21 protein-coding genes and 4 pseudogenes are annotated in these 21,516 nt (G+C 62.2%); 11 read left to right on the top strand and 14 right to left on the bottom strand.

The window, feature by feature from the left end:
- Positions 1–140 precede the first annotated feature (140 nt).
- On the top strand, positions 141–1,139 hold the full coding sequence (locus tag MnOB_RS09940) for a DNA-binding protein (RefSeq protein ID WP_077524062.1): 999 nt from the start codon (positions 141–143) through the stop codon (positions 1,137–1,139).
- A 57-nt stretch (positions 1,140–1,196) separates the two neighbouring features.
- On the opposite strand, the gene MnOB_RS09945 is transcribed toward MnOB_RS09940, so the two are convergent.
- From MnOB_RS09945 to merT, 6 genes and pseudogenes are all read right to left on the bottom strand, one after another.
- Positions 1,197–2,180 carry an SCO family protein gene (locus MnOB_RS09945; RefSeq protein ID WP_077524063.1) on the bottom strand — a complete coding sequence of 328 codons (984 nt, stop codon included), beginning with the start codon at positions 2,178–2,180 and terminating at the stop codon, positions 1,197–1,199.
- Between the two features lie 318 nt (positions 2,181–2,498).
- Positions 2,499–2,915: a hypothetical protein gene (locus MnOB_RS09950; protein WP_077524064.1), complete on the bottom strand. Its 417-nt coding sequence runs from the start codon at positions 2,913–2,915 to the stop codon at positions 2,499–2,501.
- A 20-nt stretch (positions 2,916–2,935) separates the two neighbouring features.
- Positions 2,936–4,618, bottom strand: a complete 1,683-nt coding sequence (gene merA / locus MnOB_RS09955; protein WP_077524065.1) for a mercury(II) reductase — start codon at positions 4,616–4,618, stop codon at positions 2,936–2,938.
- A 78-nt stretch (positions 4,619–4,696) separates the two neighbouring features.
- Positions 4,697–5,077 (bottom strand): annotated as a pseudogene (gene merC, locus MnOB_RS09960) (organomercurial transporter MerC).
- A gap of 12 nt (positions 5,078–5,089) precedes the next feature.
- Positions 5,090–5,368, bottom strand: coding sequence for a mercury resistance system periplasmic binding protein MerP (gene merP / locus MnOB_RS09965; protein ID WP_077524066.1), 279 nt, complete (start codon positions 5,366–5,368; stop codon positions 5,090–5,092).
- A gap of 13 nt (positions 5,369–5,381) precedes the next feature.
- The gene (gene merT, locus MnOB_RS09970; protein WP_077524067.1) at positions 5,382–5,732 is read right to left on the bottom strand and encodes a mercuric ion transporter MerT; all 351 of its coding nucleotides are present in this window, start codon (positions 5,730–5,732) and stop codon (positions 5,382–5,384) included.
- Between the two features lie 71 nt (positions 5,733–5,803).
- Here merT and merR point away from each other — a divergent pair, with 71 nt between their 5' ends.
- Entirely contained in the window at positions 5,804–6,223 is a 420-nt protein-coding gene (merR, locus tag MnOB_RS09975) for an Hg(II)-responsive transcriptional regulator (protein ID WP_077524068.1), read from the top strand.
- Between the two features lie 153 nt (positions 6,224–6,376).
- On the opposite strand, the gene MnOB_RS28805 is transcribed toward merR, so the two are convergent.
- Positions 6,377–6,514, bottom strand: a complete 138-nt coding sequence (locus tag MnOB_RS28805) for a co-regulatory protein PtrA N-terminal domain-containing protein (protein ID WP_158713790.1) — start codon at positions 6,512–6,514, stop codon at positions 6,377–6,379.
- 689 nt (positions 6,515–7,203) lie between these two features.
- Here MnOB_RS28805 and MnOB_RS09980 point away from each other — a divergent pair.
- The 3 genes and pseudogenes from MnOB_RS09980 to MnOB_RS09990 all read left to right on the top strand — a co-directional run.
- Positions 7,204–8,613: pseudogene (locus tag MnOB_RS09980) on the top strand (GMC family oxidoreductase); the annotation flags it as partial.
- A 23-nt stretch (positions 8,614–8,636) separates the two neighbouring features.
- Positions 8,637–10,616 carry an alkyl/aryl-sulfatase gene (locus MnOB_RS09985; protein ID WP_077524069.1) on the top strand — a complete coding sequence of 660 codons (1,980 nt, stop codon included), beginning with the start codon at positions 8,637–8,639 and terminating at the stop codon, positions 10,614–10,616.
- The gene (locus MnOB_RS09990; protein WP_158713791.1) at positions 10,613–11,128 is read left to right on the top strand and encodes a hypothetical protein; all 516 of its coding nucleotides are present in this window, start codon (positions 10,613–10,615) and stop codon (positions 11,126–11,128) included. Before MnOB_RS09985 ends, MnOB_RS09990 begins: the two co-directional genes overlap by 4 nt.
- Positions 11,129–11,300: 172 nt before the next feature.
- On the opposite strand, the gene MnOB_RS09995 is transcribed toward MnOB_RS09990, so the two are convergent.
- Positions 11,301–12,338: an alpha/beta fold hydrolase gene (locus MnOB_RS09995; RefSeq protein ID WP_077524071.1), complete on the bottom strand. Its 1,038-nt coding sequence runs from the start codon at positions 12,336–12,338 to the stop codon at positions 11,301–11,303.
- A gap of 21 nt (positions 12,339–12,359) precedes the next feature.
- Positions 12,360–12,863 carry an HvfX family Cu-binding RiPP maturation protein gene (locus MnOB_RS10000; protein ID WP_077524072.1) on the bottom strand — a complete coding sequence of 168 codons (504 nt, stop codon included), beginning with the start codon at positions 12,861–12,863 and terminating at the stop codon, positions 12,360–12,362.
- 285 nt (positions 12,864–13,148) lie between these two features.
- On the opposite strand from MnOB_RS10000, the gene MnOB_RS10005 reads away from it, so the two are divergent.
- Entirely contained in the window at positions 13,149–13,802 is a 654-nt protein-coding gene (locus tag MnOB_RS10005) for a DsbA family oxidoreductase (protein WP_077524073.1), read from the top strand.
- Positions 13,803–13,874: 72 nt separating this feature from the next.
- On the opposite strand, the gene MnOB_RS10010 is transcribed toward MnOB_RS10005, so the two are convergent.
- The 5 genes from MnOB_RS10010 to MnOB_RS10030 form a co-directional block, all read right to left on the bottom strand.
- On the bottom strand, positions 13,875–14,471 hold the full coding sequence (locus MnOB_RS10010) for a GNAT family N-acetyltransferase (RefSeq protein ID WP_077524074.1): 597 nt from the start codon (positions 14,469–14,471) through the stop codon (positions 13,875–13,877).
- Positions 14,468–15,535 carry an alpha/beta fold hydrolase gene (locus tag MnOB_RS10015; protein WP_234358231.1) on the bottom strand — a complete coding sequence of 356 codons (1,068 nt, stop codon included), beginning with the start codon at positions 15,533–15,535 and terminating at the stop codon, positions 14,468–14,470. Before MnOB_RS10015 ends, MnOB_RS10010 begins: the two co-directional genes overlap by 4 nt.
- A gap of 2 nt (positions 15,536–15,537) precedes the next feature.
- A complete protein-coding gene (locus MnOB_RS10020; RefSeq protein WP_077524076.1) occupies positions 15,538–15,966 on the bottom strand; it encodes a hypothetical protein in 429 nt (142 codons plus the stop codon).
- A 14-nt stretch (positions 15,967–15,980) separates the two neighbouring features.
- A complete protein-coding gene (locus MnOB_RS10025; RefSeq protein ID WP_158713792.1) occupies positions 15,981–17,207 on the bottom strand; it encodes an alpha/beta hydrolase in 1,227 nt (408 codons plus the stop codon).
- A gap of 368 nt (positions 17,208–17,575) precedes the next feature.
- Positions 17,576–17,818, bottom strand: coding sequence for a hypothetical protein (locus MnOB_RS10030; protein ID WP_077524078.1), 243 nt, complete (start codon positions 17,816–17,818; stop codon positions 17,576–17,578).
- On the opposite strand from MnOB_RS10030, the gene MnOB_RS28810 reads away from it, so the two are divergent.
- From MnOB_RS28810 to MnOB_RS10050, 5 genes and pseudogenes are all read left to right on the top strand, one after another.
- Entirely contained in the window at positions 17,817–18,005 is a 189-nt protein-coding gene (locus MnOB_RS28810) for a hypothetical protein (protein ID WP_158713793.1), read from the top strand. The two genes, MnOB_RS10030 and MnOB_RS28810, sit on opposite strands and share 2 nt — an antisense overlap.
- Positions 18,006–18,406: 401 nt before the next feature.
- Positions 18,407–18,982 (top strand): annotated as a pseudogene (locus MnOB_RS10035) (AAA-type ATPase lid domain-containing protein); the annotation flags it as partial.
- A gap of 16 nt (positions 18,983–18,998) precedes the next feature.
- Positions 18,999–19,138: pseudogene (gene moaC / locus MnOB_RS10040) on the top strand (cyclic pyranopterin monophosphate synthase MoaC); the annotation flags it as partial.
- A gap of 31 nt (positions 19,139–19,169) precedes the next feature.
- Complete coding sequence (locus tag MnOB_RS10045) at positions 19,170–19,610, top strand: CopD family copper resistance protein (protein ID WP_077524080.1); 441 nt, start codon at positions 19,170–19,172, stop codon at positions 19,608–19,610.
- Between the two features lie 497 nt (positions 19,611–20,107).
- A complete protein-coding gene (locus tag MnOB_RS10050) occupies positions 20,108–21,070 on the top strand; it encodes a bifunctional GNAT family N-acetyltransferase/nucleoside diphosphate kinase regulator (RefSeq protein WP_077524081.1) in 963 nt (320 codons plus the stop codon).
- Positions 21,071–21,516 lie beyond the last annotated feature (446 nt).

Consider the following 21,516-nt stretch of genomic DNA (forward strand, 5'->3'; position numbering starts at 1 on the left):
AGTGACCGAATAAGTCGCTGCTATCGAATAACGCTCCATTATTTTATCAGAAAAAGTGACCACAACTTGGCCAGATTTATCTCACAATTGGTATGTAAATACGTGGTATGTAAACAAATACGAAATCGTAGGAGCACATCATGGCCCGTGGCGGCATCAACAAGGCCCTGGTTCAGAAGGCGCGGCAGGCCATCCTGGCGCGAGGGGAACACCCGAGCATCGATGCCGTACGGGTCGAGATGGGTAATACCGGGTCGAAAACCACCATCCACCGCTACCTGAAAGAACTGGAAGAAGCCGATCACGGCCGGGGGGCAGCGCCGGCGCCGCTCAGTGATCAACTGGCGAATCTCGTCGCCCAGATGGCGGCGCAGTTGCAGGACGAAGCCCGCGCCGCCGTGGCCCAAGAACGTGAGCAATTGGCCCAGGAGCGACGCGGTTACCACGACCGGATTCACCAGCTGGAAATCCGCAACCATCAGCTTGAAACATCCTGCGCCGGTCTCACCGAGCACTTACAGGTCGCGCAGCAGGGATTGCAGCAGGGGCAGCAGTTACGCCAGTTGGCGGAGGTCGAGGTGGCGCGGCTGCAGCAGGCGGAGCGCGACCAGGAAGCCCGCCTGCAGGACCGCGAGGGGCAGATCCGTTCGCTGGAGGAGAAGCATCAACATGCCCGGGATGCTCTGGAGCACTACCGGCAGGCCAGCAAGGATCAGCGCGAGCAAGATCAGCGCCGGCACGAAACCCAGGTACAACAACTGCAATTGGAGCTGCGGCAGTTGCAGCAGACCCTGATCATCAAGCAAGACGAACTGACCCAACTGAACCGTGACAACGCCCGATTGCTGGCCGAGGCCCGCCAGCAGCAGAAGGACGTGCAGGCCTTGGAACGGCAACTGGAACAGAACCAGCGAACCCTGGCCGACGGGCAGCGCACCTGGGCCCACGCCGAGCAGGCGAACAGTGCCTTGCGGGAACGCTGCGATACGCTACAAGGTGAAGTAACACGCCTGAGCGAAGCCGGGGCCTCCCAAGGTCAGCAGGTGCAGGGCCTCCAGGAACGTCTGGTCGAGGCCCTCACGCAATTGAAACTCCTTGGCAATCCTCCCGGGGATGCCGGCAGCGCGAATCACACCTGATCCGGCGGTGCCGGGAGCGGGGGATCAGTTACTCCTTCGCACGACGCGTCGCCACGCCTACTGGCGCCCCCGGATGCCCTGAGCACCGCCGCTGGGCTCGGGCGTCGATGGCTGGGAGTCCGCCTGCCCTTGCGGGGCGGCGCCCTGGCTTTCGAGATAGTGGATCAGCACCTCGACGTCCTCGTCGCCCAGGCGCAGGTTGGGCATCCGCACTCGGTTGTACTTCATGAAGAGTTCCATGGCGGTCGGGTCGTTCTGGTCCAGCATCTGGTCGGGTGCCTTGATGAACCGCCTGAGCCAGTCCTTGTCGCGGCGGCTGGTGATGCCCTTGAGGTCCGGCCCCAGGGAGTCGCCCTGGCCGATGGTGTGGCACGCAGAGCAGGCACTGCGGAACAGAAAGCGGCCCGCCTCCGGGTTTTCGATCGGCTTAGCGCTGGTGTAGCTCGGTCCCGGGGTAGCCGGCTGCTTCTGCCAGCCCAGGAGGAAACTGCTGATCTTGGCCGCCAGGAATTGCGGGTTATCCACGGTGGACTGGCGCATCCACTGGCCGGTTGGCTCGTTGCCGATCATCAGACTGGACAGGTGGCCGTCCGGACTGGAGGCATCGCTGCGAGACCACAGACCCAGTTTTTTCTGCACCAGGGTGATGTCATCTTTCTTCCCGGTGAGGAACAGCCAGCCAGGTCCGACATGGAACTTCTCCGCATAGGCCTTGAGCACGCTTGGCGTATCGCGCTCGGGGTCGATGGTGATCGTGTAGAAGAAGATGTCCTTGCCCACGCTGTCACCCAGCAGTTTTTGTACCCGGACCAGGTTGGCCGTGCTGAGCGGGCAGGTGTCCTTGCAGTGGGTGTAGATGACGTTGATCACCACCGCCTTACCCTTGAGCAAGTCATCGTAGAACCGCACGGTCCTACCGTCCTGGGTCACCAATGGCACATTGGGGAAATAGCCGGGTCCCCAAGGCTGGGCGCCAACGGCGGGGCCGCCCGCCAGCATGGCCCAAGTTGCAAACATGCATGCCCAGCTCACTCCACGCATGGTGCTCACTCCATTAGGTTCCCCATTCAAACCCGCCCACTGCCAACGACCTGCATGATCGAAACGCGGTCAGATGAATCTCGGTCGGGTCCATAAAGGCGGGGCCTAGGGGGAATCGGGATCATCACTATCAGTCGGTATAGGCCTTGCCTGGGAGGAGATCAAAGCCCGAGGTGAGCTGGGTGAAGGCCTGGACGTCGGACAGCGCGTTCGGCGGCAGCCGGGCCGCGACATAGGGCGCATCGGCGCGGGGCCACTGGTGAAATGGCGCGCTGACGCCCGCGTCCTAGGCCAATCTGGAGATGGAGTAGGCATTCATCACCGACACTCCCGGCCTTCTCCGCATTCTGAGGCGTTCAGATATTTCCTGCCGGCCAGACGCTCGGGCAGCCAGATGAGCAATGGCGTCGCCCCCAGTGCCAGGAACAACCACAGCCGGGAGAGATACTCGCCGTTTGGGTCAGCCCCATAAGCCAGCAGCGCACCCAGCGTGAGCATCAGGAAATACGGCCCGGTGATGTAGCAGTGCAGTCGGCGACAGCGCGCGGCGTTGACCAGGCAGGCGCCACCCATCACGACCAGCGCGGCGCTTGCTGCCAGGAACAACGCAGGGCGTCGATCCGCCAGAACAACCGCTAGCGTCGCCACGACGGCCGGCAGTCCCCATAAGCTGATTACCTGCCAGGTCTTGCGTAGGCTGTCGCAACTGCCGAGATCGCTTGCCGTATTGTTCATGCGTCAACCTCGCGCGCTCATTACCCGGCGCAGCAGGACAGTTGCTTGACATCCTTGGCGAAGGTCTGCGCGGCGAGTTTCAGGCCCTCCACCATCGTCAGGTAGGGGAACAACTGGTCGGCCAATTCCTCCACTGTCATCCGCGCCCGGATGGCCATAGCTGCGGTCTGGATCAGTTCGCCCGCTTCCGGAGTCACTGCCTGCACGCCCAGCAACCGACCGGAGCCTGCCTCGGCGACCAGTTTGATGAACCCCCGCGTGTCGAAGTTGGCCAGCGCGCGCGGCACGTTGTCCAGGGTCAAGGTGCGGCTGTCGGTTTCGAGGCCGACGCGGTGTGCCTCTGCTTCGCTGTAGCCGACGGTGGCTACCTGAGGATCGGTAAACACCACGGCCGGCATGGCGTCGAGACTGAGCTTCGCCGCGCCGCCGATCATGTTGAGTGCCGCGCGGGTGCCGGCCGCCGCCGCCACATAGACGAACTGCGGCTGGTTGGTGCAGTCGCCGGCCGCGTAGATGTCCGCGGCACTGGTGCGCATGCCTTGATCAATCCGGATGCCACCGCGTTCGTCCAGTTTCACGCCGACGCCTTCCAGATTCAGGCCTTGAGTGTTGGGCGAACGCCCGGTGGCGATTAGCAGTCGCTCGGCGCGCAGCTCGCCATGGTTAGTACCCAAGATGAACTCACCGTCGACGTAGGACACCTGGCTGGCTTGCGTTTGCTCTAACACTTCGATGCCCTCCACACGGAAGGCTGCCGTCAGCGCTTCACCGACGGCGGGATCTTCGCGGAAGAACAACGAACTGCGTGCCAGGACCGTGACCCGGCTGCCCAGCCGGGCGAAGGCCTGTGCCAGTTCTACCGCGACCACTGAAGAGCCGATCACGGCGAGCCGCTCCGGAATGGTGTCGCTCGCCAGCGCCTGGTCCGAGGTCCAGTAGGGGGTGTCCTGGAGACCGCCGATCGGCGGAACGACCGGGCTAGCGCCGGTGGCAATCAGGCAACGGTCAAAGGTTACGATGCGCTCGCTACCCTCGGCCAGTTCCACGCTAAGCGCGTGGTCGTCTTGGAACCGGGCGGTGCCGCGCAGCAGAGTAATCGCCGGGGTGTTTTCCAGAATGCCTTCGTACTTGGCGTGGCGCAGTTCGTCGACACGACCCTGTTGCTGGGCGAGCAACCGCTCGCGCAGGACGGTCAGGCTCGTGGTAGATAGTCCGGCGTCGAACGGGCTCTCGCGGCGCAGATGGGCCACATGCGCGGCGCGAATCATGATCTTGGACGGCACGCAGCCGACGTTGACGCAGGTGCCGCCGATGATGCCGCGCTCGATCAGGGTGACGCGCGCACCGCCTTCCACCGCCTTGAGCGCGGCCGCCATGGCGGCTCCACCGCTGCCGATGACCGCGACATGGAGCCTGTCGTCCTCTTTCCCGGCGCCGGTGCCGCCGCTCAACCAGCCCCGTGCCTTGTCGAGCAGGCCTGGACGGGCTGGTGCCGTGGCGTCTTTGAATGCCGCACGATACCCCAGCGCCTCGATGGTGGTCTGCATCTGCTCACGGCTTACGCCCTCGTCGACATTCAATTCCGCCTTCCCGCGGGCGTAGGACACCTCCGCCCGATGCACGCCCGGAATCCTCTCCAAGGCCTCTTTCACGTGCGCGGCACAGGAGGCGCAGGTCATGCCAATGATTTTCAGCTCGGTCATAACATTACTCATCAGATCGGTCTCTTGTCGGTTTCACTGGTTGGGCGGCGTCGCGCAGGCATCCAGCCCACAACGGCGCTAAGCGGGCGACACGAGATTCCAGAGGCCCCCCCAAAAAAAACATGAGGACCAGGCCGAGATAGAGCAGCTAGCCGCTCCGCCAGCCGTAAGCCAGCATCAAGAACACTGCGGACAGCACCAAGGCCGGGCCGATCAGGCCAAGTGCAGTCCGTTGCAACAGCCGATGGTTGAGCCAGTCAAGGGCATTGACGAACAGGGCCAGCCCGGCAGCGTGGTGATGAACAGGCCGTCCCACTGACTCAAGAAGCCCAGACCGATCGCGGCCCCTAAGCTGGCAAGGGCGGGAAAACACAAGGCGCAGCCCATGGCGGAAACCAGCACGCCGAGGGAACCAGTTTTGTCGGCGATCCGTGTGACCGAATTGAAAGGGTTTGCCATCGGAATGCCTGCCTACTGCTTGACGCTGGACGGGTAGCCGGCGTCCTCGGTCGCCTTGGTCAGCGCCTGGACATTGGTCTTGGCGTCATCGAAGGTGACGATGGCCTCGCGGTTCTCATAACTCACTTCGGCCTTGGTCACGCCCTCGACCTTGATCAGCGCCTTCTTCACCGTAATCGGGCAAGCGGCGCAGGTCATGCCCGGCACCGCCAGAGTGACGGTCTGCATGGCTGCCCAGACAGGCGTGGCAACCAGTGTGGCAAGGGCGATGGAGACGAGCAGTTTTTTCATGGCGAATTCCTGATCAGTAGAACAAGGGAAGGATGTAGGGGAAGCCGAGCGCAACCAGCACCAAGGCCGCCACCAACCAGAACAGCAGCTTGTAGGTGGTGCTTACCTTGGGCGTCGCGCAGACTTCCCCAGGTTTGCAGACTGGAGCCGGGCGGAAAATGCGCCGGTAGGCGAAGAACAACGCCACCAGCGCTGCGCCAATGAAGAGCGGGCGGTAAGGTTCCAGCACGGTCAGGTTGCCGATCCAGGCCCCGCTGACCCCCAAGGCAATCAGGACCAAGGGCCCAAGGCAGCAGGTCGAGGCGAGAATCGCCGCGAGCCCCCCGGCGACGAGGGGCGCGCGCCCGTTTGACGGTTCAGACATGTATTTCCCTTTTCGAGCGTTTGATCGATGGTTTAAAGTTACTTCCGTAGTCAAGTACGGACTCAAGCACTATGGCGAACATTGCGGGAAGCCTGACCATTGGCGCCTTTGCCAAGGCGGCCGGGGTCAACGTGGAAACCATCCGGTTCTATCAGCGCAAGGGGCTGCTGCCCGAGCCAGACAAGCCCTACGGAAGCATTCGCCGTTACGGCGAGGCGGATGTGGCTCGGGTGAAATTCGTCAAATCCGCGCAGCGGCTGGGCTTTAGCCTCGATGAAGTGGCCGGGTTGTTAAGATTGGAGGACGGCGCTCTGTGTGACGAAGCGCGCGTGCTCGCCGAGCAGAAGCTTGGGGATGTGCGAGGGAAACTCGCGGATCTGCAGCGAATTGAGGGGGTGTTGGCACGACTGGTACACGACTGCTGTGCGAACCATGGGACTGTTTCTTGTCCGCTGATCGTTTCGCTGCATGGGGACAATCAACCGCGCTGACTTCGCGCGTAAACCGAGGATTTCCCGCTGCGTACGACGCCCTGTTGATCGGCTTGCGCTTGGAATTAAAAGCGGCGCTCATTGAGCGCCGCTGAATAGCCAAAGGAGCGCTTGCCAAGGCACTAGGTTGGTACTGCTATTTGCCCTTGCGCCTCAGTGGGGCAGGCTCACGTCAGCCTTGTCGCGCATGGAGGCAATCCGCTCGAACGCTCGGTCGCTCCCGCCCTCGGCCCATATGGTGGATGACAGCAGAGTCGCACCCACTATCAGCAGCAGTCTTAGGTGTTTCATAACAGCGATCTCCTCTCAGGTTTTCGATCCACGATTCGACCCTAATTCCGTAGTTAGGTACGGAATCAAGGAGAGATGGAGACGTAGAAACTCGATTACGACGCTGAAAGGAGATGGCAGGGGTTATGCGCTTTCTTTTCCATTGCTCTCCATTCCCCAATTCCCAATAGGGCATCAGAAAATCAATCACTTATACGATCCATGGTGGAATTTTTGCTTTATCTCGGCATGACTCCAATCTCGGTTGGCGTGTCCATAAATGCGGGGCCTGCGGGGAATAGGGATCATCACTCTCAGTGGGTATAGGCCTTGGCTGGGAGGAGATCAAAGCCCGAGGTGAGTTGAGTGAAAGCCTGGACGCCGAACAGCGCGTTCGGTAGCAGCCGGGTCGCGACATAAGGCGCATCGGCGGTGCCACTTATGAAAGGGCTCGGAGACTCCAAGGGCTGTATCGCCCTCAATGGGAAGCATGCTGTTCGGACCCTGCTGCTGACAATCGGCCAGTCTGACCCTTGCAGGGCGCCAACCTATCCGCCGTAGCCTTAGCCGTAAATGTACTAATTTTCGCCTTATCTCGATGCCCACATTTGTGGGTCAAGCCACCTTTGGCCGAACAAGATAAAATGATATTAAAAACAAAGCATTACCGGGGAAGTGAGTGAATTTTCCCCTTATCTCGGCATGACCCCAACTGGGCCTTCGATACCGTGCCGCAGCCGGGCCTGGGCAATCGCCGTGGCTACCAGCCCCGCGGCAAGGTGCTCGGGGGTAGCAGCTCCATCAACGGCATGATCTACATCCGTGGTCATCACAGCGACTACGACGAATGGGCCGCCCTCGGCAATGCCGGCTGGTCCTTTGCCGAGGTGCTGCCGTACTTCCGCAAGAGCCAGCTGCATCATCGCGGCGCGAGCGATTTCCATGGCGGAGAGGGTGAACTCTATGTCGGCCAGGTCGAGGCGCATGCCGCCACCCACGCCTTCATCGAAGCCGGGCAGAAAGCCGGCCATCGCTATAACGCCGACTTCAATGGCGCCGAGCAGGAAGGTATCGGCCAGTATGACGTGACCATCCGCGATGGCCGCCGCTGGAGCACCGCTACGGCCTTCCTCAAGCCCATCCGCGACCAGCGCAGCAATCTCACCGTACTGACCGGCGCGCATGCCGAGCGCATCCTGCTGAAGGGCAAGCAGGCAAGCGGCGTCCAGGTCCGCATCAAGGGCAGCTCACTGTCGCTGAAGGCGCGCCGGGAGGTGCTGCTCAGCGCCGGTGCTTTCGGCAGTCCGCAACTGCTGATGCTCTCGGGTATCGGCCCGGAATCCGAACTCAAGCCCCAGGGCGTTGCCGTGCAACACGAAATGCCCGGCGTGGGCCAGAACCTGCAGGATCACCCCGACGTGGTCCTCGGCTACCAGAGCACTGACAACTCCCTGATGGGCTATTCCCTGGGCGGCAGCCTGAAGATGGGTTCGGCCCTGGCCCAATACCTCGCGCGCAGGCGCGGTCCGCTGGCGAGCAACTTCGCCGAGGGCGGCGGCTTCCTCAAGACGCGCGAAGCCCTGATCCGGCCGGATATCCAGTTGCACTCGGTGGTGAGCCTGCTGGACGACCACAACCGCAAGATGCACTGGGGCCACGGCTTCAGCTGCCATGTCTGCGTGCTGCGGCCCAAGAGCATCGGCAGCGTCGGCCTGCAGTCGGCCGACCCGGCAGCACCGCCGCACATCGATCCGAATTTCCTCGGCGACGACGATGACGTACAGACCCTGCTCACGGGCTATCGCATGGCGCGCGAGATCGTTGCCCAGGCGCCCATGGCGCGCTTCGGTCTCAGGGACAAGTTCAGCGAAGGCCTGCACAGCGACGAGCAACTGATCGAACTGCTGCGCCGCCGCACCGATTCCATCTATCACCCCGTGGGCACCTGCCGCATGGGTAACGACGAACACGCGGTGGTAGATAGCCAGTTGCGTGTGCGCGGCATCCAGGGCCTGCGGGTCGTCGACGCTTCGATCATGCCGACCCTGGTCGGCGGCAACACCAACGCACCCACCATCATGATCGCCGAGCGCGCGGCGGAATGGATCGCGCGTTCCTAATAACAACAACGAGGAAGCACTTCATGCACCGACCCCTGCAACGTCTCGCGGCCGCAGGCCTCTGCTTCACACTGCTGGCCAGCGCAATCGCCCAGGCTGCCCCAGCACCTGCCAAACCGGCCACCGAAGCGACGCGTGCCGCCAACCAGTCCGTGCTGGCCAAGCTGCCCTTCGCCGACCGCGAGGACTTCGCCAATGCCGAGCGCGGGTTCATCGCCAAACCCGATACGCTGACCATCAAGGACGCCAGCGGCAAGGTGGTCTGGGACCTGGAGAGCTACAAGAAATTCATCGCGCTGGACAACCCGGCGCCTGACACCGTCAACCCCAGCCTCTGGCGCAACGCCCAGCTGAACGTCCAGTACGGCCTGTTCAAGGTGACCGACCGCATTTACCAGGTGCGCGGTTATGACGTCTCCAACATCACCTTCATCCAGGGCGACACCGGCTGGATCGTGTTCGACCCGCTGCTGAGCAAGGAAACCGCGAAAGCCGCGTTCGACCTGGCCACCGAGCATCTGGGCAAGAAGCCCGTGGTCGGGGTGGTTTATAGCCATTCCCACATCGACCACTTCGGCGGAGTGCGCGGGATAGTCGACGAGGCCGATGTGAAGGCCGGCAAGGTGCGGATTGTTGCGCCCGAAGAGTTCTCCGAGTACGCAGTCAGCGAAAACGTCATCGCCGGCAACGCCATGGCCCGTCGGGCGGTGTACATGTTCGGTGCGCTGTTGCCGCGCAATGCCCAGGGCGGCGTGAATGCCGGGCTCGGGCAGACCGTTTCGGCCGGTACCACCAGTCTGATCCAGCCCACCGAGTTCGTCTCGAAGACCGGCCAGGAAGTGACCATCGATGGTGTCCGCATGGTGTTCCAGATGACCCCGGGCACCGAGGCACCGGTGGAAATGCACACCTGGTTCCCGCAGTTCAAGGCGCTCTGGATGGCCGAGAATACGACTAACACCATGCACAACATCGTGACGCTGCGCGGCGCGCAGGTGCGTGATGCCCTGCAATGGTCCAAGTACATTGGCGAAGCCATCGATCTCTACGGCGACCAGGCCGAAGTGAAGTTCCAGAGCCACCACTGGCCGGTCTGGGGCAACGCGCAGATCGACGACTACCTGAAGAAGCAGCGCGCCATCTACAAGTACATTCATGACCAGACCGTGCGCATGATGAACCAGGGCATGACCAGCGAGGAGATTGCCGAGGCGATCAAGCTGCCGCCAGAGCTGGAATCCTTCTGGCCGGGTCGTGGCTACTACGGCACCCTCAAACACAACTCCAAGGCGGTCTATCAGCGCTACATGGGCTGGTATGACGGCAACCCGGTGAATCTCGATAAGCTGCCGCCACAGCCGGCGGCGAAGAAGTACGTCGAATACATGGGCGGCTCGGCCGAGGTGCTGAAGAAGGCCAGGGCCGACTTCGCCAAGGGCGAGTACCGCTGGGTGGCCGAGGCGGCGAAGCAGGTGGTGTTCGCCGAACCGGACAATACCGATGCCAAGAACCTGATGGCCGATGCCTTCGAGCAGATGGGCTACCAGGCCGAGTCCGGTCCCTGGCGCTCGGTCTACCTGCAGGGTGCCTATGAATTGCGTAACGGCGTGCCGACCCTGGGCAACACTGTCACGGCCAGCCCGGACGTGATCCAGGCCATGACCCCGGAAATGCTCTTCGACTACCTGGCCGTACGCCTGAACGGCGAGCGCGCCGCGGGCAAGAAGCTGGTGCTCAACTTCAACTTCACCGACCTCGGCAAGCACTACGCCCTGACCGTGGAGAACGGCGTACTTACCTACGAGCCGCAGGCCAGCGACAGGGCCGACGTTGGCCTGACCATGCGCAAGGGCACCCTGGAAGACATCCAGCTGGGCAAGGCGACCCTGGAGCAGAAAGTGGCTTCCGGCGAGCTGAAGTTCGATGGTCGTCAGCAGGCCTTTGGCGAGTTCATGGGGCTGCTCGACAGGTTCGACTTCTGGTTCAACATCGTCACGCCATGAGGCTCGCGATAGTCGGTCTGGCGGCGATGCTCTGCAGCGCCGCCCCGGCCAGCCTGGCCTGCGGCTATGACGGTATGGCAATGGACCTGAGCCTGGCGCACCCGGCGTCGCTGGGGGTGGCGCTTGCAGTTAACCAGGCCTATCAGGACAAGCTGATTGCCAAGCCCTTGCCGCTGCCCGGCGGCTTCGGCATGCGCCGAGCCCTCAAGGCCCTGGATCGCGTTGCCAGCCTGCTTCCGCCGAGCGGCGAAGACTTCAGCTTGTTGCTGGTGGAGCCGGGGCTATGGACACGCTTCGAGCTGCTCGATGGCCATTGGCGGCTCACCCCGCACACCGCCGCGCCGGGCGCGGGAGAAAATGCCGTGTTGGTCGGAGAGGGCGTTCTGCTGGCGATGCTGGATGGCAAGCTGGACGTGCCGCAAGCCGTAGAGCGTGGGCTGGTGCATATGGAAGGCAACGACCTGCAGACAAGGGATTGGCTGTCGGCATTCGCGGGCAGGTCTGGAGATTGACACCGCTGGCTGCTTCAACTCGTAGGATGGGTTGAGCTTGCGATACCCATGCTGTTCGTTGGGGCCGATGGGTATCGCTTTGCTCAACCGCATCCTACGTTGCTGGCGCATGATCTCTGCGCCTGGCTCGCTCCTACAGGTTTTGGGGCTCGGATTAGCCCGAAGCTCCGCCTCAGAACTTATCAACGTCGATGACGGCCTGCGCGAACGCCTGGGGTGCCTCCTGGGGCAGGTTGTGGCCAATGCCACCTTCGATGGCACGGTGCTGGTATTTGCCGGAAAACTTCTTTGCATACACGGGGGGGTCAGGTCGCGGCGCGCCGTCCGCGTCGCCCTGCAGCGTGATGGTCGGCACGCTGATCACGGGGAACTCCGCCAGCCGGCTTTCCAGGGCGTCGAACTTCGCCTCACCTTCGGCCATGCCGAGGCGCCAGCGGTAGTTGTGGATGACGATGGCGACGTGATCCGGGTTGTCGAAGGCGGCTGCGCTGCGTTCGAAGGTGGCATCGTCGAACTTCCACTGCGGCGATGCGTTCTGCCAGATCAGCTTCGCGAAGTCGTGGCGGTACTTCTCATAGCCGGCCTCGCCACGCTCGGTGGCGAAGTAGAACTGGTACCACCACTGCAATTCATTCTTCGGCGGTAACGGCTGCCTGCCGACCTCCTGGCTGCCGATAAGGTAACCACTGACGGACACCATCGCCTTGCAGCGTTCCGGCCAGAGCGCCGCGATGATATTGGCGGTGCGCGAGCCCCAGTCGAAGCCGGCGAGAATCGCCTTGTCGATCTTCAGTGCATCCATGAAGGCGACGATGTCGGTGGCGATGGCGACTGGCTGTCCGCTTCGGGCCGTCTCGTTCGACAGGAAGCGCGTCGATCCATAACCACGCAGGTACGGGACGAGCACCCGGTAGCCGGCTGATGCGAGCAGGGGCACGACATCGACGAAGCTGTGAATGTCGTACGGCCAGCCGTGGAGCAGGATCACCACGCGGCCATCGGCCGGACCGGCTTCGGCATAGGCAACGTTCAGGACGCCGGCATCCACATGATGGAGAGGACCGAGCGAGGTATTCCCGCCTGGCGCGGCTGGCGGCTTCGGTGCATCGGACTGCGCTTGCGCGGTACCGACAAGGAGTTCGGCGGACGCCAGTGTCACCAGTGAAGCGGCCAGGAAACGACGGCGGTTGAAGCTGAATTCATCTGACATGGTTGTCTCCTTTTTTCCGCGTCAGGCTTTCTTTCGGAAGAGTAGGGCGTCGAGACTGAGACGTCCTGCGCCATTGAGCAGCAAGGGCAGGGCGGCCACCAGGTAGATCAGCGGCAGCTTGTAGTTGCCGAAGCCCTTGTCGCTGATGGCATAGCCCTGGGCGAGCTCCCCGAGGGTCGACCAGTGTGCCGGCCAGTGCACGGCGGCGATGGCGACCACCGTCAACACCATCAGGGAGAAGGCGGCGAAGCGAGTACCCAACCCCAGGATCAGCAACAGCGGTGCGATCAGTTCGACCCACATCGACATCTGCCAGCTCAGCTCGGGCGGGAGTAGGTCGAACGGAAAGGGAAAGGAGGACTGGATGTCCGCGAACCAGTTCTGGCCGTTCCATTTTTCCAGACCCGACTCGTAGAACTCCCACGCGAGGAACAGACGCAGGGGAATGTCGGCACTCCAGGTGCCTAGCCGGTCCAGGTGGTTGAACACGAACTGCAAGGGGGAGAGGAGGGCGACGCGACTCATGACGGGTTCCTGTGACAGTGGAAGGCGGTCGGCGGGATGCCGTTCAGCAGATGCTGACAAGGCTGCTTGTCCCGTATGTGTCCGCCACGAGCCCTCATGTATCCCTGTGTAGGGGCGACTCGTTACATCACGTCATCAATGATGTGCAAAGCGCCGTCTTTATCCCGCTTCGCCTGAACCCTAAATTCGCCTCCGACGCCTGCCCATCATGTCGATGGGAGGTCACTGGAGAGCTGTCATGTTCGTCAACGTGCCCATTACCCCTGATTTCACGGAGGCGCAGTCATGCCGTCCGTAACCATCGATTTCGTTTCCGATGTGGTGTGCCCGTGGTGCGCCCTGGGCGCGACGGCGCTGGACCAGGCCATCGCCAACCTCGCCGGTGAAGTCCGCGTCGAGCTGACCTACAAGCCGTTCGAGTTGAACCCGGACATGCCGTCCGAAGGCGAGGCCGCGACGCGACACATGATGCGCAAGTACGGGCGGAGCGCCGAAGAAGTCGCCTCCAGGAACGAGATGGTGATCGCCCGTGGCCAGGCCATCGGTTTCCATTTCGACCTGGAAAGGCGCAGCCACTTCTACAACACCTTCGATGCTCATCGCCTGTTGTTCTGGGCGCTGCAGGAAGGGCGGCAGAGGGAGCTCAAGAAAGTCCTGCTTCGCGCTTATTTCACCGACGGCGAGAACCTGAGCGATCACGAAACGCTCGTGCGTCTGGCCAGCGAGGCCGGGCTGGATGCGGCGCGTGCAGGTGGGGTGCTGGCGACCGGGGCATTCGCCAAAGAGGTCCGTGAGCTTGAAGCGTTCTACCGTGAGCGCGGTATCCATTCGGTACCGGCGCTGGTCCTTAACGGCCGCCACCTGGTGTCCGGATCGCAGTCCGTCGAGTACTACGAGCAGATGCTGAGGCAAATGGCACAGGCCCCGGCCGAGGCCTGATCAATGGGCGTTGGCGGCAGCGGTTGTGCATCGAGGCGCTCACTCGAATAGCGTGAGCGCCTCGACGGCGGATCAGCCGTGCAGGGCGTCCGACATACCGCGTTCGTAGGCTCGTTGGTGCAATTCGGCGACCTCCAGGCTCAGCAGAGCCAGGTCGTGGCGGTGACCATCGAGGTCCTTGACGTGATTGCGCAGCACGGATTCGGGTTGGAAACCGAGCCGTTCAAACACGGCGATAGCTGAACTCTGGTCCACGGTCATCTGCACCGTCAGCTTTTCCAGGCCCATGCCGAGGGCCAGCTTGAAGCTCTCCTGAATCAGCGCGCGTCCCAGGCCACGGCCTTGCCAGGATGGCCGCACCAGAACCCGCAGGTCGCCGACATGGGCCGACCAGGACAGCGCATCGCTGACCACCGCGGAGCAGCCGATCATCTCGCCGTCCACGAAGGCGGCGAGACTGGTGACACCGCTATCCAGAGCGGATAGCCACGCCCTGATGACCTTGGGGTGGCCGAGATCGCGGGGAACGAAAAGGCGGTCGTGAATCGGCACCGCCTGGATGAAGGCATTGAGTGCAGGTGCGTCATCGGGGTGCAGCGGACGAATCTCGATGCTTCTGTCGTTGATCGATAGCGTGCGTGGGTATTTGCGTTGGGCGTTCTGTTTCATACGGAGCGTTTCCCTAACCATTGATCGAGTGCCGGCCACATCCGTTTCACCGCTGCCGGTCCCGCGACCAGGCTCACATGGCCCCCTGGCAGTACCAGCTCTTCCTTGTCCTGCGAGGCGGTCATTTCCAGAAGCGGACGGGCAGCCGCAGGGGGTACCAGGGTGTCGTGCTGGGCAACGACGCTAAGCAGGGGGACCTTGATTCGTCCAAGGTCGACCGGCTGCCCACCGATGCGCAGGGTTCCGTTGCTGAGGCTGTTCTTCCACAGGAACTCCTTGACGGTCTGGCGGTAGTAATCGCCAGCCAGGGGGAGGGTGTCGTCGCCCCATCCGGTCATCATGCGGTAGCCCCTGACATAGTTCTCATCCCACATGTTGTCCCAGAGCCTGAGCTTGCCGGCAATGCGCCCGGCGGGCCTGAGCATGTCGAAGCCATTCATGATCATCCGTCCCGGAATGACGCCGAGGCGTTCTACCAGTTCGTCGACATCGAAGTGGTCGGGATGAGCAAGGCTGCGGTGCCAGGGAATCTGCGACCAATCGACGGGAGGCGTGAAGCACACCAGGTTCTTCAGGGGGCCGTCCGGGTTCAGCGCGGCGTAGATGCTCGAGAGAATGCCGGCCATGCAGTAGCCGACCAGGGTCACGTCCTCGGTCCCGGAGTCCGCCTGTACGCGGCGAATGCAATCCGGGATGAAGTCGAGCACGTAGTTCTCGATCGTCAGGTGTCGTTCTTCCTGGGTCGGCGGGTTCCAGTCCACCACGTAGACGTCGTGCCCACGGTGCAACAGGAACTCGATCAGGCTTTGGCCTTTGGCCAGGTCGAACAGGTAGGCCCTGTTGGTGGTCGCCATGACCAGCAGCAAAGGGACCCGATACACCTCATCCGCAATGGCGTGATAGTGATACAGGCTGAGCGTGCCGCGGCGATGCAGCAGCGTCTTCGGACTGGTCCCGGATTCAGGACGCGGAGAGGAAATGTACGCGAGGCCTTTCAGGCGCCGCTGCACCATTCGCCGGACTTCTGTACGCACCTGGTTTGCAAGAGCACAGTCAAAAGGCATGCTCACTTCTCCTTCCGGACACGGCGGCCAGGGGCACTGGCCTTGGGCTTCCCGGCTCGCGTCCGGGCCTCGTTCAGGGCCTGCTCCGGAGCGATTTCGATGGGAATGCGGGTGCGCGGCGGACGAGTTACCAATGCCTCATCGGGCATGTCCGGCAATAGCCGTTCGAGTTTTTCTTCCACTCGCTGCACGGCAGCCGCCAGCGACGCGACCTCCGTGCGGCTGGGCATATCCAGTCGCTCGAAGAAGCACGCCAGCGACTTGTCCAGGGTGTACTGGACGCTCAGCGAAACCTTGCTGAGACGGCTGAGCGTCTCGGCGAACTCCACCGACTCCATTTTTCGGGTGGCGAATTGGTTGATGCCGTTCTCGACCTTGGTGAGGGTGTCGCGACAGAACTGCAGAGGGTCTGGGAACTTCGCATTGGCCATGACGGACTCCGGATTCAGGGTTTCGTGGGGTAGGTCTGTTCCGCGACCTGTCGTTCGAAACGATTGGAAAGCCGAAGTCGGATAGCGGCCGATGGGGCCAGCCAGGGCCTGAGGATCCACTGCGATGCGCAGGCCAGTTGGGGGGACAGCTGTCGCAGCAGCGCGTCTCTCCAGCCGTGGCTTGCAGTCAGGGTGGCCAGCAGCGAGGCGCCGATCTCGCCAAAGGAGGTTTTGGGCGACTGGTCGCTGATTTCCAGCGTGCGATCCGCAGCGGGCTCACCCGCGAACACAAGCGCCAGGGTCGTCGCGATTCTGTGCAGGGCATCCCGCCCGGCGCCGACCACTGCGTCGAAGTTGAGGAAACCGTGGAATTCGCCCGGGTAGTGCAGGAGCTCCACCGGCACCTTGGCGGCGCGCAAACGGTTGGCATAGTCGAGACCGTCGTCGCGAATCGGGTCGAAGCCAGCGCTGATGACCAACGCCGGCGGCAGGTCGTCGAGATTCGGATTGCGTCGCGGAGAAAGCCAGGGCGCCGTGGGGTCCAGTGTTTCGGTGGCACTGGCGGTTACTTCGCGAATCATGCCCAGCAGCTGATTGCTGACGAAGTAGCCTTCGGCGTTTTCCGCCAGCGACGGAAATTCCTGTTGCAGATCGGTTGCCGGGTAGGCGAGTACCTGGAGGGCGAGCCTGGGCCCCTTGCAGCGTACCCATTCCTGGGCCACTGCCGCGCAGATGTTGCCACCCGCGGAATCACCTCCAATGGCCAGGCGGCTGCTGTCGATCCCCAGTTCGGCTCCGTTCTGGGCAATCCATTTCAGAGCGGCAAGAAAGTCTTCGCGGCCGGCGTTCAGGTCGTGCTCCGGTGCTAGCCGATAGCGCACGGCAACGCTGATGCAGTCGGCGGCAGCCGTGATATTGCGGCAGATGGACTCACCACTGTCGAGGTCGCCTACGATGAAACCTCCGCCATGGCACCAGACGAAGGCCGGCAGCAGCTCGCCGGTTTGGGCTGGTCTGAAGACCCGCAGCGTGATGGAACCGGCAGGCCCTTCGATCTCCACTTCACTGACCGCAGCCACCGGCACCTGCCTGCCCAGTGCCAGCGCGGACAACCGCCAGAGTTGACGGGTCTGCGCCAGCGAATATTTTTCGACCGGGCGCAGGCGCGTCGCCAGATTGACCAGCCGCAGCAGGTTCCTGGCATCGCCATCCAGAGCGGCGCAGCGACGGGTTCGCGGCATGCCCTCGCTGGAGAGGATCACATCTGACGGCTTAGCCGAGGGTTTGGTTTTACTGCCGTGTGCGTTCAAGTAGACGACCTCCGATGGTCTGGGTGAGCGAATGGCTTGCCTGCGCTCACGATATCCAGCCATACGAGGGTCGGAACCACTCTTATGAGGCGGGGTGGCCCACTCTCACCTGGGACGTTTCATTTCTCCGGGATAGCGGTAAAGCCAGCCCTGTAGGGTGCGCCGTGCGCACCGGCGATTTGACGCGGTGTCGAAGCCGAGATCCTGGTGCGCACAGCGCACCCTACGGTCCAGACCGGTTGCTTGGCGGTAATTGCTGGTGTGAGGGGAGGGCAGAAGCGCTCGAGAAAGTCCGCCCCTCATCTCGTCCTCTGGTAATCCAGAACCAGGGTGATTGTTCCATCCGCATTGGATGAGACATAAGGATCAAGTGCTGGAAAACGGACCGCCGTCCGCTCCAATAGAAATTCCCCGGCCTCCTGGATTCGCTCGCGAGTCGGGGTCTCGATTCGGGTGCTGACTCTTGCGAACCCGCTTGCTTCCACATCTGCAGCTGCTTGCTCGAACAGTTCTTCCAGCAGGACCAAGGTCTTTCTATCCATGTCATTGCCCTTCGACGCGAATGTTCGTATCGAGCCTGGGTTGCCGGCATCGACGCTCTACGCCCAGGTTATTGAGAACCCTTGGCGGCCTGATGCTGGCTATGCAAAGGGCGCACCTGAATGGATCGTTGAGAGCCGCAGGCGCGTCGAATGGCGGCAGCGGAATAAGCAGACCGATTTCGAATAGATGAGCATGTGGCAGTTCCAGATCGGCCCCTGGGGATGGAGACCCGATACCGGCGAAGGAAATACCCATCTTCGGGCCAGGACGTACGTGGCCTCGGTGACCAGGGAACAGTGTTCAACTCCAGCATCGCGGGAAAGACGCCCGGTTACGCGTTTCTCCCGCCGCGAACCAGGAGGTCGAGCGGCTGCCGTTAAGCTCGAACGATCATCGAAATGACACGTCGTGAAAGGCAGGACATAAGTGTCTGCATGAATGGCGCGCATGATCAGATGCCGGCACTTGATCCCAGCAAAGGGAAACATTCGCAGCCTGGCCGCAAGACGGCATTCAGTACCCAGGCCGCGTAGGGAACATAGTGAGGTGTCTCAATGACTCGACCCGCAAAGGCGGGTCGAGTCTAGCCAAGGCATGTCGATGTGCGGGTGATCACGGCGACCAATCGCCGGCTCTGGGAGGAGGTGCGCGATGGGCGGTTCCGCGCGGACCTCTACCATCGCCTGTCGGTGTACCCAGTGCATATTCCGCCCCTGCGCGAACGCGGCCGCGATGTGCTGCTGGCCGGCCACTTCCTCGAACTCAACCGGGCGCGCCTCGGCTTGCGCTGCCTGCGTCTGTCGCCAGAGGCCGAGCGCGTGCTGCTGGACTACGACTGGCCGGGCAACGTGCGCGAGCTGGAGCATGTGATCAGCCGCGCGGCGCTCAAGGTGCTCAGCCAGGCCGAGTCGCGTACCGCACTGCTCAGCATCGAGGCGCACTGGCTGGGGCTTGAGTCGCCGGCTGTCCTCCACCTTGCCCCGCCACAGGCCACCTCCGCGCCGGTGCTGGAGCCCATGCAGCAGGCGATGGAGCGTTACCAGCGCCAACTCATGCAGGCCGCCCTGACGCAGCATGCCGGCAAATGGGCCGCTGCTGCCCGCGAACTGCAGATGGACCCGAGCAACCTGCGCAAGCTGGCCCGTCGGCTGAATTTGATCTGATCCAGGAGCCTTACCGATGCTGACCCATCTCGATTCTCAAGGCCGCGCGAACATGGTCGATGTCACCGACAAGGCGGCGACCTTCCGTGAAACGGCGGCGAGCCACGTGTGCGCATGCGCCCGGAAACATTGCGCATGATCGTCGACGGCGAGCACCAGGGGCGCTACTCGCGCAAGGTCTGAGCCAATGAGCTACTCACTGCTTCATGTCGTGCACCTGATTGCGGCCATCGCCTTTATCGGTACGCTGTTTTTCGAGGTGGTGATCCTCGCCCGGGTCAAGTCGCAGCTTGGCGCCGCCACGCTGGTCGAGTTGGAACGGGCGATCGCCCGGCGCAGTCGCACCGTCTTGCACTGGCTAGTGCTGTTCGTCTATGGCGCCGGCCTCGGCCTGGCCTGGCAGCACCGCCAGACGCTGGCCAACCCCTTTGCCAGCAGTTTCGCCGCCCTGTTGACCCTGAAGATAGTGCTGGCGGTCAGTGTCTTTCTCAGCTTTGGCCTGGTCGCGATGTTGCTGCGTAGCGGACGCATGACTCCAGCCCTGTACCGCAAATTGCATTGGGCCGTGTTGGCACAGATGTTCGGCATCGTCCTCCTGGCCAAGGGCATGTTCTATCTGCACTGGTAGGCGATAGCTGCACGTCGGTGCCGAGGAGCTCCTCTCGCCCGGCCACCGGACCTTGCTGGATTGTCTGGCATCCAATTCCCTACCAATTGCATTGCATCTGAAATCCGCCCGGCCAATGACCCGCCTCGCGTCTTGCCTCGACGGCAAAGCTGATTGCGATCAAGTCGCCAGCCGCCTGCTTCCCGGTAAATCAGATGCCGGCGGTTGGGCTTAAGCGATCAAGGGGGAGGAGGGGAGTGCTGGGGGAAAATGGCCAGGTAAGCCCGCGCACGTTCAATCTTCTCGCACGTCAAATACGGGCAGTCCTTGGCTTCGGACCGCTACCGGCAGGGCGCGACGTCATCGTTGTTCTTTTCGAATCTGGGCAGCCTAGAGCCCCTGCATACTGAACGCTTTGGCCGCTGGCTCAACAGAACCGCTTACTGAGGAAAAGTGCGCAGGCTGTTCGGCATTACTCGCGTTATGTTTTAAAATAGCCGGTTGCCGAAAGAACCGTCATGGCCATAGCCATGAAGGGCTTTCATCCTTTACAAGTAAGTGTGGTGAAGATGAACAAGCCTTTCATTTCGCTGTGCCCTGAAATTACTCGGGCACACGCGCTGACGCTGATGGATTGGTTGGAGGATGAGCGCGTCACCTGCTATCTGAGCGATTCGCGTCATGTCTCCCGCTCCATCGAGCAAGCCATCGATCGGACTCAATCGCCGATCTTGACCCATCTATTCAACCGGGGCGGCCGATTCTTCATGGCCTATGACCGGCATGACGCCCCGGTGGGCTTTGTCCGTCTCATCAAGACCGGCTCGAATTGCGAGATAGTCCTGGTCATCGGAGACAGCGACAAATGGGGCCGAAACCTTGGCGCCCGCACGATCCGCGAAGGCATGAAACTGGCCTTCCTCGACATGCGGGCCGAGAAGCTCATCGCCAAGATTCACCCGGACAACGCGCGCTCGCTGAAAGCCTTTCTGCGCAGCGGCTTTCTGCTTGAGAGCGAAACGCCGGCATTGAAGTCATTTTCCATGACGGCGGGGCGCTATCTCCAGTTCTTGCGCGAAGGTGGCGTTGGCGACTCCACTGGGATCTACATCACTGAAATCGACAAGGCCAGGCTCGAGAGTCTGATCGTGCTCGAGCAAGGCCCGGCCGTTGTTGAACTCGAACATGAGCTTGAGCGAGCCATTGTCGTCAAGCCGCAGCAGGTGGCGCGCAATGTCGTCACGATGAACTCTAGGGCCTTGCTGCAGCTGGACGACGAAGAGATCGAAGTGGCCTTGGTCTACCCTGAAGACGCGGACAGCAGTGCCGGGAAGCATTCCGTGTGTTCCGACATCGGCGCCGCCATCCTGGGTTATCAGGAGGGGGACGCCATCGACTGGCGAATTTCTGATCGGACCCGCCGGATTGAGATCAGGAAAGTGCTTTACCAGCCGGAGGCCGCGGGCGATTTCCACCTGTAATTGCGCCTTTAGCTCAGTGTTCGTCCATCAGGCGCGAAGATCCCCCAAAGGACGGGGCCGCGCTTTCCGTGCCTGATGCGGACCGTCTGCCACAGGCCGCGCCGTTCACCGTCTATGGCAGTGCTGAAGCAGACGGCTGACTGGCCTGCTGGATTGGCTGGAAAAAGCGTGACCTGCTCAGACGAAAGCTGAGCACCGAGGCTCGGCGCAGCTTCGCCCTGGAACTGACCGACGAGGGACACGATTTACCGAAACAATCCCTGCCGACGTTCTGCGGGGGGCGGATCACTGCCCAGCAGCCTGGATGATGAGAAATGCCAGGTGCTGCAGGGGATGTGGCCCAGGCCATGGTCGTTGAGTCGGGGGCCGGACGAGGCGCTATAGGAGACCTTTTTTCTGCTAAAATAATGGAGCGTTATTCGATAGCAGCGACTTATTCGGTCACT

The sequence above is a fragment of the Metapseudomonas resinovorans genome (assembly GCF_002003485.1).
Lineage (GTDB): Bacteria > Pseudomonadota > Gammaproteobacteria > Pseudomonadales > Pseudomonadaceae > Metapseudomonas > Metapseudomonas resinovorans_D.